8 protein-coding genes and 1 pseudogene are annotated in these 11,072 nt (G+C 60.8%); 3 read left to right on the top strand and 6 right to left on the bottom strand.

All coding sequences use genetic code 11. The features are described 5' to 3' along the window. Positions 1-334 precede the first annotated feature (334 nt). The 6 genes and pseudogenes from E5W87_RS12245 to E5W87_RS12220 all read right to left on the bottom strand — a co-directional run. Positions 335-470, bottom strand: a pseudogene (locus E5W87_RS12245) (VOC family protein); the annotation flags it as partial. A gap of 598 nt (positions 471-1,068) precedes the next feature. After that, entirely contained in the window at positions 1,069-1,425 is a 357-nt protein-coding gene (locus E5W87_RS12240; RefSeq protein ID WP_292397451.1) for a VOC family protein, read from the bottom strand. Positions 1,426-1,455: 30 nt separating this feature from the next. After that, complete coding sequence (locus E5W87_RS12235; protein ID WP_292397448.1) at positions 1,456-1,854, bottom strand: SRPBCC family protein; 399 nt, start codon at positions 1,852-1,854, stop codon at positions 1,456-1,458. Between the two features lie 69 nt (positions 1,855-1,923). Further along, positions 1,924-2,721: a helix-turn-helix domain-containing protein gene (locus E5W87_RS12230; protein ID WP_292397445.1), complete on the bottom strand. Its 798-nt coding sequence runs from the start codon at positions 2,719-2,721 to the stop codon at positions 1,924-1,926. 272 nt (positions 2,722-2,993) lie between these two features. Continuing rightward, positions 2,994-4,517 (bottom strand): glycosyltransferase, encoded by a 1,524-nt coding sequence (locus tag E5W87_RS12225; protein ID WP_292397443.1) that lies wholly within the window; start codon positions 4,515-4,517, stop codon positions 2,994-2,996. Beyond that, positions 4,514-7,702, bottom strand: coding sequence for a hypothetical protein (locus tag E5W87_RS12220; protein WP_292397440.1), 3,189 nt, complete (start codon positions 7,700-7,702; stop codon positions 4,514-4,516). Before E5W87_RS12220 ends, E5W87_RS12225 begins: the two co-directional genes overlap by 4 nt. 508 nt (positions 7,703-8,210) lie before the next feature. On the opposite strand from E5W87_RS12220, the gene E5W87_RS12215 reads away from it, so the two are divergent. The 3 genes from E5W87_RS12215 to rimO all read left to right on the top strand — a co-directional run bounded on the left by E5W87_RS12215 (position 8,211) and on the right by rimO (position 11,011). Beyond that, positions 8,211-8,618 carry a DUF930 domain-containing protein gene (locus E5W87_RS12215; protein WP_292397437.1) on the top strand — a complete coding sequence of 136 codons (408 nt, stop codon included), beginning with the start codon at positions 8,211-8,213 and terminating at the stop codon, positions 8,616-8,618. A gap of 283 nt (positions 8,619-8,901) precedes the next feature. Continuing rightward, positions 8,902-9,561: a TerC family protein gene (locus E5W87_RS12210; RefSeq protein WP_292397435.1), complete on the top strand. Its 660-nt coding sequence runs from the start codon at positions 8,902-8,904 to the stop codon at positions 9,559-9,561. 136 nt (positions 9,562-9,697) lie between these two features. After that, complete coding sequence (rimO, locus tag E5W87_RS12205) at positions 9,698-11,011, top strand: 30S ribosomal protein S12 methylthiotransferase RimO (RefSeq protein WP_292397433.1); 1,314 nt, start codon at positions 9,698-9,700, stop codon at positions 11,009-11,011. The last annotated feature ends 61 nt before the right edge of the window (positions 11,012-11,072 follow it).

Raw genomic sequence — 11,072 nt, 5'->3', positions numbered from 1 at the left:
GCGTCATCGAAAACGAGATTGCCGATGCGGCCAGCCCGCCCAGGCCGGCGATCAACAAGGCATACAGTCTTTGCCGTATTGTCGTTCGTGTCGGTTCCGTCATGCGCGGTGCGGTATGCGATGGTCCTCAGGCCAGCCTTATACGATGCGAGCGCTACGCCATCGGACAATAATTGTTACATCGTTTAAACAGCAGCGCTTGCCCCTTTGACTAGGTTCAGCGCAGCTATAACCACCCGCGCAATCGGATCCTTGGTGGCCCAACCCAACCATTCGAAGAGGCGCCGAGCTCGGCACGGCGCCTCTCTCTGCTGCCTCGCTTGCTTGGGCTTTCTCACCTGTCCGACCACACGGCCAGCTCGTAGTCGTCCGGATCGGAGAAATGGAAGCGGCGCCAGAAGAGGCGGGCTTGACGATCTTCCCGCCGGCCTCCTCGACGCGGCGCTGCGTCTCCTAAGGTTCTCGGCATGCCTCGTCCCGTTTTGGCACGATCGGATTGGCATCTAAATTGCAAATTGAGACTCGCCCGAGTTGGGGCCGAAATCGGTCTGGTACATTCGAAGCGAGGCTCGCTGATTGCGGGGCAGCGAACTTCTTCGGTCACTATGTGAGCGCCTTCATATCAGTTTCACATACGGCGGCTTTGAATGGTGTCGCCAGAGCGCTGGCGAGGGAGATGGAAATGGGTTTAGCCGAAAACTTGTCTGATGTTTCGCTGACATTCGCTTGTCCGGATTGCTCGCATCCGACTGTAAGGAAGGGCTCTGCGCTAAGAACAATCGCGCACATCAGATGCGACGGGTGTAACGCCAAGGTGCGGATCACTTATCCGCAGAAGCTAGCGATCTTCGAAAAGCACAAGCTACTAGCCACCCAAGGCGCCTTGCGATTGGCTATTTCCTAGGCATAGGCAGCGACTAACAGGACCTCAACAGCGCGTTGCTTTCTCGTTAAGCGCTACATGAGTCGCAGTGGGGAGAAATGGTCGTGCCTTCGTGGAGTCGCGGGACATACAGAAGGAAAATTGATGGGGGCGCCGGATCCGGTCCGGCGTCCCTCTCCACCTCTTCACTTCGCTGACCACACGGCCAGCTCGTAGCCATCCGGATCGGAAAAGTGGAAGCGGCGGCCGCCCGGGAAGGAATAGGCGGGCTTGACGATCTTCCCGCCTGCCTCCTCGACGCGGCGTTGGGTCTCGTCGAGCTTGTCGGCATAGAGGATCACCAGCGGCCCGCCTGCCGCCTTGCTCTGGCCACCGAGGGCGAAGCCGCCGGTCAGGCGGCCATCGTTGAACTCGCAATAGCTCGGCCCGTAGTCCTTGAAGGACCAGCCGAAGGCCTTGCCATAGAAGTCGCGCGAACGCGGGATATCGCTGACCGAAAACTCGACGTAGTCGATGCGCTTGTCGTTGCTTGATTTGACCATGATCTTCTCCTTTCGTGGTCTCTGGAAGGCTCAGGGTTCGAACATCGCCTTCAGAGTGTTGAGGTCGCGCTGCACCGCCGCGGCGTCGGCAGCGAAGATCTCCTCCGTCATGTCCCGTGCCTTCAGAAGCGTGAACATGACCTCTGCGCCGGTGCCATTGGGAACCACGCGCACCGCATTGCGGGTTTCCTTGCCCTCGGCAAAGACGATGTGATCGAGGACACCGAATTCATTGGGCCGGGAGAAGCGGATGCGGATGGGCCGGCCGTCGGGATCCTCCGCCGTCCATTCCTCGCCCGATCTTTCGAAGCGCCGGCCGAGGCCTGCCGCCCAGCGCTGGAAATTCTCCGGGATGGAGGCGAAGTCATAAACTTCGCGCCAATCCCTGTCGATGGACACGGTGATGATGCGGGATTTGTAGATGGTCATATCTGCCTCCTTTCCAATGAAGGCAGACTAGGCGGAGTTGGCGGTGGCGTATTGAACGAAACGGCCAGCTCAGGCGCCGAGCTGTCGCAGAACCGTCGCGGGCGAAAACCCAGACAGGCGCCGCACCTCGCGCGTGAGATGCGCCTGGTCGGAATAACCCGCCTCGAACGCAAGATCGACAAGGCGCGGCTCGGCGGACTGCCGCGCCAGGTTCAGAAACCGCTGGAAGCGGAGAATGCGGTCGAGAGTCTTCGGACCATAGCCGAAAGCCTCCTGGCAGCGGCGGCGAAGTGTTCGCGGGCTGACGTCGAGCCGGTCGAGGATGACCGCCATCCCCGGACCGGCGGATTCCGTTTTCAGCGCGTTGAAGGCAAATCCCATGTCCGGAGGTGGCGGCTCGAAATCGGGCGCAAGCCTGGAGAGTGCCACTTGCATCGCCCGCATCCGCTCCGCCGTGGAGGATGCATCGCCAATTCTCTGGGCGATTTCGCGCGCCAGCGCTCCCCAGAAATGGCTGAGCGCCACGCGGCCGCCCACGATCTCAGACATCGGCAGACCGAGCCACCGGCTTGCCGCACCCGGTCGGAAGCGGGTGCCGATCACAGTAGAGCCGGGTGTCAGCGTAGAGAGGGCAACGGCCACGTCGGGGCCCGCTACGACCAGATCGCCGTCGATCCAGGTGATGTCGACGCAGCCGTCGGGCACCACGGCCGATAAGCTCCCCGCCTCCGGTCGCAATGTATTGGACCAGACACACTGGAAATGCCCTTCGAGTGAGGCCGGAGGATCGAACTCGCAGTATTCCCCGATCGCGCCGGAAAGGATAGGCGCCCCGGAAAGGATGGGTGTGTTGTCGTCAGACGTCACGAGCCTCTCCTGTGAGGGACACTTTCGCAGGCATCGTACTCTTCAGTCCCCGAAATCTATTGCGATGGCCGCTTGCTTCAACCCTATTGTCGTTCTCAATCAAGCTCCGTCTGGTGTGATGCGACGTCAGGAGGAACCAGGCAGTTGTCGAGTATTCCACCAAGAGATCGTGGAATAGCCGGCGTGACCACGGAAGCGGTCGTAAGCGGAGGTCCGCGACGTTGGCCGCCCGCGCTCGGCTCGTGCCATCTTGAGTCTCGCACCGGGAATATTTACCCCTTTACGAGAACAGCCTTTCCATCCGTCGTAGCATCTTTGAGGGGACCGAGAGTGGAGAAGTGCCAATCAGGCCTCACCCTGGACAGTGCCGCCAGGGGATTCTTTCCGGAAGTCCGCTGTAAGCTCGGGTCCCGAAGCACACGCTGGAAATCAAAGCCGGCCGCGAGCAGAGCTCTCAGCAACAACTGCTGACGATCCAGTCGCAACAGGTCCGACCCGCTGCGATTGATCATGATCCGCGCCCCCATCCACTGGTGAAGTCGCTCGCCTGAAAGAAGCTCTTCTGGAGGGCGGAACGAGATGGCCTTGCGTCCCTCCTCGATCGGGCGCGTAGGATGCAAGGGATACCAGAAGTCGAGAGGTTCGCTCACTGGCACAGTGACCCTGACCCCCTCGAGCGCAGCCTCGGTCGCGGCGCGCCTGACACACAGTAGGCTCTCAGCTGGAAACCCCAGTTCTCGAACCGCTTTCAGGAGAAGATCGCCGCCGCCGATCGCAAATGCCGCATTGATGCGATCGTTGAGGCTGGGGACCCAAAGATCCCGGGGAATCCAGGTGAGATGTCTGTAGGTCGGATCGACAACCACCATGATATCCGTGTTCGCTTGCCAGTCATCCCGGTCGAGTATTGCCACTACCGTCACGCGCGCGGCACCTGGTCCGCCCGCCCGCGCCAATTCGCGCTTACCTCGGTCGACGCCGCGCTCGTAGGCGAAGGTGCACGCCAGGACGAGCGGCCATGATGCGACAACGAACAGGCGATCCAGCCCTCGAACCGATCTGAAAGAAAGCGGTGCGATGAGCATGAACCGGCTGAAGCCTCGCCTCAGCAGCGAGCTCTCGTCGAGGGCAGGCCAGTGGATTGCGGCGCGCTTGCCACGGGCAAGCTGATCCTGGATCATCTGCCGGAAACTGGTTGGGTTCAGGTGCGATGCCTGAACCGAAGGGGCCCAGACCGGACGATCGGCACGTTTCATCCGGCGGTGGAACTCCGTATCCTCCCCGACCCGAAGGTCCTCCCGGAACCCGCCATATTTTTCGAAGAGCGTTCGGGCATAGCTCGCGCCGTAGCGGAGCGCCTTCCTCTTGGGCACATCGGGCATCCGGCGAACCAGAACCGAGAGATGGCTTGCCCATGCATAGAGGTTCCGCGGATGGCTGTTGACCAAGGCCGAGGCTACGGAGTTGCGGCCTTTCTTGTGAAGCAGGAGCCGGTTGGCCGCCCAGCCCGGACTGGCGACGAGATCGGAGGCAAGAAACGCGACCCAGGGTGCGCGAGTGGATCTGATGCCGACGTTTCGCGCGGCCCCTGGCCACAGCAGTTGCGGGGTGGAAATGACGCTGATACCGGGGGCCTCACTCGAAAGAACGGAGTGGGGATCGCCACCGCCTGAGTTGACGACGACAATCTCGAGCGGAATTGGTTGCGCCAGCAGCGAATCCACTGCCGTCTTCAATTCCGCCGGCGCACCAACGGAAAGTACGACCACGGCAAGTTCGGGAGATGCCCCGCTCAAGTGGGATTTCCAAGCAACAATTTTGCCGAGGTATCGAGCCGCAGCAACCGAGCGAATCGAGAATGCCCCGACGCTAGATCCCTGACCTGTTCTGCCACACCGGCAGGGCTCCTGTAGGTCACGATGTCCGCGACGCTGCGCGTATCGTATCCGCACCAGAAATCCGCGGCACTTCCGATGTCGATGGCAATACCCCCCGCTTGCCTGATCCACATGCAGTAGATTTTACCTAGCATGCCGGCTGAAATGAGAAAAACACGACCGCGCAGCCGTCCCGACAATCGATCTCTCAGCCTGGTGAAGGCGTGTGGATAGTGCGCATCGCCGGCTATGCTGGCGAAGCCTGCGGCGTATTTATGTTCCGGCGGAACCAGGTGAACCGTCTCGACAGTTATCCCGTATCGCTGCGCCAGAACGCCGCCGAGCTTGGCATGACATGTGATCAGGGACACGGCTCCAAACCTGGGGAACAATAGGTCCCAAATTCCCCAGAAGGATAGGGATTGGTGGATATGGCAGGAGGTCAGCACAGCTTGCTTACTGGTGTTTCCGGCAGCAAATTCGATCGATGCAAGGAGGCCGCGGGCATTTCTGCCGCCGTCTCCCAATGCCTCCAGAGAGTTGCTCAAAATACCGCGACTAGTGCGATCGAGATCGGGAAGCCCAACGACATCGGCGGAACGTATCGCTTCTTTCAGTTGCCACTCAAGCGCATCATCCACCTGGGCAGCGCCCCCCCACCAGGTCTGCTGGGTCGCTTCCCTGTCCGTCTCGCGAAACACCTCCAGCTCGGGTCGGTAGGGAAGCATGCACCCTTCCCCATCGCCCAACCTGATCAGCGAAAGAGGCTTCAGTTCATCGAATGCCTCAGCAATGCACGTTGCAACTTCAAGTGCTTCATTCAGGACGAAGGAGGGATCTGGGAAGAAGGCCGCATGCTCAGAACGAAGCCGGACAAAAATCCCGCAGATGTCGCTAACCGCATCTCGACGATTTTCAGCCCGCACCGCTCCCCGGCTGTGCGCGAGATCCCGAACCAATTGCTCAATGTGAGGCCTCTGATCGAAGGCACTTTCACACGAGGAAACCAGACAATTAAGGGAGCGCAGCCTCGTACGCTGAAAGACCGCCGATAGCCTCAGCAATTCCCCCGCTACGGTAGGGGGAGCTTCCGCGTCTACGCGATCCAAAACGACATTCGCGAGACCAGCCCCGCCAGCCTCCCAGGCTGCACTCACCATGGCCGACAGGATTTCAGGCGAGAACTCGTCGATACTCCCGTGCTCCCAAATCTGACGCAAGCATTCACCGGCCTCAAAATACCGATGCGCCTGGATAAGGCAGTTGATCCGAAGCTTCTTGCGGGCTGCCTCCTTACCCGCGCGGCTGCGGTCAAGCACGTCCAGTGCCTCATCTGCCCGGCCGAGCCTTCCCAGAACGCCTAAATAGGAATGCAGCAGCTGCCAATTCCCGAGGAGCAGCGCTTCGTTCGTGCCTAAGAGCTGGCTCATGGTGGCCCAGTCGTGCGTGGCTTCCAAAAGTGGCATCGAGGCAAGCAGGTAAGCAAGTGGCGAGCTCCCCGCTTCCAACTCCTTGACGATCTCCTTAGCCTCGGCAATTCGCTGCAGCCGCACAAGCAACAGAACCTTGCGCCGCATAGCGTCGGGGTCGTTCAATGTCTTCCAGATGACATCCTGCATTTGCAGTGCGAGTGGCCAGTCGCCGCGCTCGGAAGCGATCCGCTCCAGGCCTCGATATCCGGCGATTTCCGCCGGAAAACGTTCGCACAGCAGGCCAAAAGCCGCTTCGGCTTCCGCCAGCCTTCCAAGTTTGAGCAGGGCCGCGGCATGTCCGGCGAGTGCCTTGCGGCCAGGCGCGAGCCTGCTTGCCGCCGCCCAGGCCTCCGCCGCGATACCCCAGTGGTCCAGCTTCTCTGCCGAACGGGCTGCTCCTTCATGTCCGCCTGGAAAGTCTGGATTGCGGCTGCGAAGCTCCGAGAACACCAGCTCGGCCTCGCTGTAGCGGGCGAGCATGAATAGAGCCGTGGCCCGCCTATGCAGACATCTTTTCCGCTTGCCTGGGAGAACACGGGCGGCGACTGTCCAAAGCGCAAGCGACCTCGCCCAACGTTGCTTCTCCGACGCCGACAGGACAGTCTCTAGTCGGTGATGGCCCTGGTGGTCGGCCTGTACTGCCCAAATGACCCGGGAACGCCCTGCACCATGCTCGCCGGAATCACCGCCGGTTCGCGCCATCTCTCGTTCGACCGCCGGAAAAATATGTCTCCATGCGGTTCCGTCAGACATCTCACGCGGCGTCCACTGACTGTAACAGAGGTCGCGCATGAACTGCTCCCGTTCCGGTTGCTTCGGATGCTCGATATCATCGAGACTGTTGGAACAAAGGCGGTATGCGAGGTTCGCTGGAGATAGACATATCGGAGGAACGCCCGCGATCAACGCGTCGATGGCGGCACCGGATGACAAGGTTACGCACACCCACGCATTTGCCACCTCGTCGGCGAACGGCTGCCTGCCGCGCGAGATGGTGACCCTGGGCACGGTGGAGCAAGCATCGACAATGGCTTCTTGATCTCGCCATCGCGTGCTGGGGTGCAGCCGGATCAGAATTGAACGATCACTGACCTTCCTTATCGCCGCCGCGGTCTCGTGCAGCCACCTCACCATGTCGATGCCCCGTAGCGATGCATCCTTGGGCACCTGTCCGACCAGGAGTATGTAATCTCCCTCGGTCCGGTAGGGCTTCAGCTTGATCCCGAATTCGGCCTGCACCCTTTCCCATCGATCCGGCGGGCTGTTTTCTGCACAAAAATCGGCGTCGTCGCCCAACGCTCCGCCTACGGCGACGCGGTAGTACGGGTGCACTTGCCGCGGGCGCAGCGGCCGACGGCGCAACGCTGCGAGCCAACCGGGCAGGCGCTGATTGAAACTCCGGCCGATCAGCGAGCTTTCGATGACGACGATGGGTCCGTTGTGTTCCCGATAGATGGCGTTCCTGAGACGCCCCTGCTGGGAGCGTCGGGGCGGATTGGCAAGCCCGTACATGACTGCGACGTCGCAAGGTTTATACTTCCAACCAGGCGTAACCGTTACCTGCATGCCTTCCGTGCGGAACATGGAAATATCCATGAAGCTGACACTGTCGGTGAAAATGCGCACATGCATTTGTGTCTTCACCGCATTTCTTCCAGCGCGCGGACGAACGCCTGCGGCATCTTAACGGCCAGAGATGAAGGCCGACTCTGCGTATTCATATGACTGCCCCTCTTGGCGAACTCTAAGCGGTGGAGCCGATCACGACAATCGCCAACAGTGTCGGGAAAGTCGGCGGCGAAGGTCCGGCGGCTGTCGTGGCTAAGGGATCTTTTCGAGCGCGCTGCACGGCCGCGTTTAAGACACTTGCGCAGCCATCCGCCGAATGGAAAAAGTTCATTGAAGGCAGAGTGCTGCAGCGAAGACAAAGTGCTCGGTCGTCGGGCTTGGCCCGCCCATTTACCACCTGGGACCGGCTTATCGTTCCTATGCCTGCAGAGGACCGCTTGGCGTTCGTCACCGGAGGCGGGCGCGGCTTCGAGATCGCGCGCGCCCGCCCCGTGTCAAACCCCGTTTATGGCGTCTTCATCATTCGTAACCGTGGCTCGGTACGGCACGCAGTTGATTTCTCCGCCCAAATATGATGCTCCTCTCGCCCATGAAGAAGCTCCGTCTTACGGTTCTGGCGTCGGTGATGCTGGCGTGGCCGGCTAGCGCGATGGATAGCGCACTGCGCGCCGGCTTATTGAAACTCGACCCGCAAACCCGGCTCGAACAGCGATGCGATGCTGAAGTGCTCGACCGGATCACCCATGATGACCACAAATACAAAGCCGATCGCGTGGTCGCCTATGCTTTTGCGACTCCCGAAATGGAAACCGACGCAATCACAAGCCCTGGAGCAGCCTTTCGCAGCAAGGGACAATGGTACCGGCTGAAATTCAAATGCCAGACGGCGCCGGATCATATGCAGGTTCTGGATTTTCGCTATCGGATCGGCGAGGAGATTCCGGAAACCGATTGGTCGGAATACAATCTCTACAATTAGAGCTCCGCTAGAGCGTCGCGCGTCCAATTGGACGCGCAAAGGACGCTCCAACCCTTTGAATCGGCGTACGATTCTTTCCAGAGACCGATTCCGGTTTTCCGGCGCCATGGGCCAGCGTATCTCGATCTTGGCAGCTTTCACCGGCTGCTGGCGATTTCCACCGCGATCAGGCGGTTTGCCGGCCTTGTCCTCAAGCGGTCTCTTGACGCGCGGGAACCATACACGTTAGGCGTCCGAATACCCGACGCCGACGATCGGCGAACAAGCAAGGAACTTCCGGTTGATGGAAATTTTTACCGCCGCAGGCTTCTCCGCCCTGCTCCAGGTTATCGCCATCGACCTCGTACTTGCAGGCGACAACGCCATCGTCATCGGCCTTGCCGCGGCCGGCCTGCCGGCCGAACAGCGCAAGAAAGCCATTCTCATCGGCGTGCTGGCAGCGACCGTGCTGCGCATATGTTTTGCAGCAGTAACAGTTCAACTGCTCTTGATCGTCGGTCTGCTGCTGGCCGGTGGCATCCTGCTTTTGTGGGTTTGCTGGAAGATGTGGCGCGAACTGCGCACGTCCCATGCCGACGAGCTGGAAGCGACCGAGGCGCTATCGAATGCCGATCTCGACAAGGACAATGCCGTGGCTGGCAAGTCGCCGCGCAAGACGCTGGGCCAGGCCGCACTGCAGATCGTCGTTGCCGACGTCTCGATGTCGCTCGACAATGTGCTGGCGGTCGCTGGTGCGGCGCGCGATCATTTCTCCGTGCTGATCATCGGTCTCGTTCTCTCGATCGCGCTGATGGGTCTGGCTGCGACCTTTATCGCCAAGCTGCTGCACCGCCACCGCTGGATAGCCTATATCGGCCTGCTGATCATCCTCTATGTCGCGCTCGACATGGTCTATCGAGGCGCGCTGGAAGTCTGGCCACATGTTAACAACGCGGTGAGCTGACGCCGCCTGTCCCGCCGTTTCCGTCGTCGGCACCGATACATTCATCGTGCGTTTCGTCGCGGTTGCCGCGGGCCCATACCAATGCCGCAATAAGTGTGGTACTGCGCCGCCAATCCCGAAAAGCCGGAAAACCTTTATGTCTGCCCCTCGTGTCAGTTTCGTCAGCCTTGGATGCCCGAAAGCCCTCGTGGATTCGGAGCGCATCATCACGCGCCTGCGCGCTGAAGGCTATGAGATCGCGCGCAAGCATGACGGCGCCGATCTGGTCGTCGTCAACACCTGCGGCTTTCTCGATTCGGCTCGCGACGAATCGCTCAACGCCATCGGCTCCGCCCTTTCGGAGAACGGCAGGGTCATCGTCACCGGCTGTCTCGGCGCCGAACCGGACGTCATCCGCGAAAAACATCCCAACGTTCTCGCCATCACCGGTCCGCAGGCCTACGAGAGCGTGATGGCTGCCGTGCATGAGGCCGCGCCCCCGAGCCACGATCCCTACATCGACCTTTTGCCGCCGCAAGGCGTCAAGCTCACGCCGCGCCACTATGCCTATCTCAAGATTTCGGAAGGCTGCAACAACCGCTGCACCTTCTGCATCATACCGGCGCTGCGCGGCGATCTCGTCTCGCGGCCGGCGGCCGATGTGTTGCGCGAAGCCGAAAAACTGGCCAAGGCCGGCGTCAAGGAAATCCTGGTCATTTCGCAGGACACCAGCGCCTACGGCATCGACATCAAATACCAGACCAGCATGTTCGGCGATCGCGAAGTGCGGGCAAAGTTCCTCGATCTGTCGGAGGAACTCGGCAAGCTCGGCATCTGGGTGCGCATGCACTATGTCTACCCCTACCCGCATGTCGCCGATGTCATCCCGCTGATGGCCGAAGGAAAGATCCTTCCCTATTTGGATATCCCGTTCCAGCACGCCTCGCCGCAGGTGCTGAAGAACATGCGCCGGCCCGCCCATGGCGAAAAGAGCCTCGACCGCATTCGCGGCTGGCGCGAAATCTGTCCGGATCTGGCGATCCGCTCCACCTTCATCGTCGGCTTCCCCGGCGAGACGGACGACGATTTCGAGATGCTGCTCGACTGGCTGGACGAAGCCAAGATCGACCGCGCCGGCTGTTTCAAATACGAGCCGGTCCGGGGCGCCCGCTCCAACGACCTCGGCCTCGAACAGGTACCGCAGGAGATCAAGGAAGCGCGTTGGCACCGCTTCATGCAGCGCCAGCAGAAGATCTCGGCGACGCAGCTCGCCAGGAAGGTCGGCAAGCGCCTGCCTGTCCTGATTGACGAGGCGCATGGCACCTCGGCCAAGGGCCGCACCAAATACGACGCGCCCGAAATCGACGGCTCGGTGCATATCCAGTCGCGGCGCCCGTTACGCGCCGGCGACATCGTCACCGTCAAGATCGACCGCGCCGACGCCTACGATCTCTACGGCTCGGCCGTCTGATGGCCGGCGGGGTGAAGACCCCTTCTGCTAGAGCATTTTTGCAACCAAACGTCTTCGTTTG

This window comes from Mesorhizobium sp. (genome assembly GCF_004962925.1).
GTDB lineage: Bacteria > Pseudomonadota > Alphaproteobacteria > Rhizobiales > Rhizobiaceae > Mesorhizobium.
Note: the sequence above shows the minus strand (reverse complement) of the source record. Positions and strands in the feature narration are given on the sequence as shown.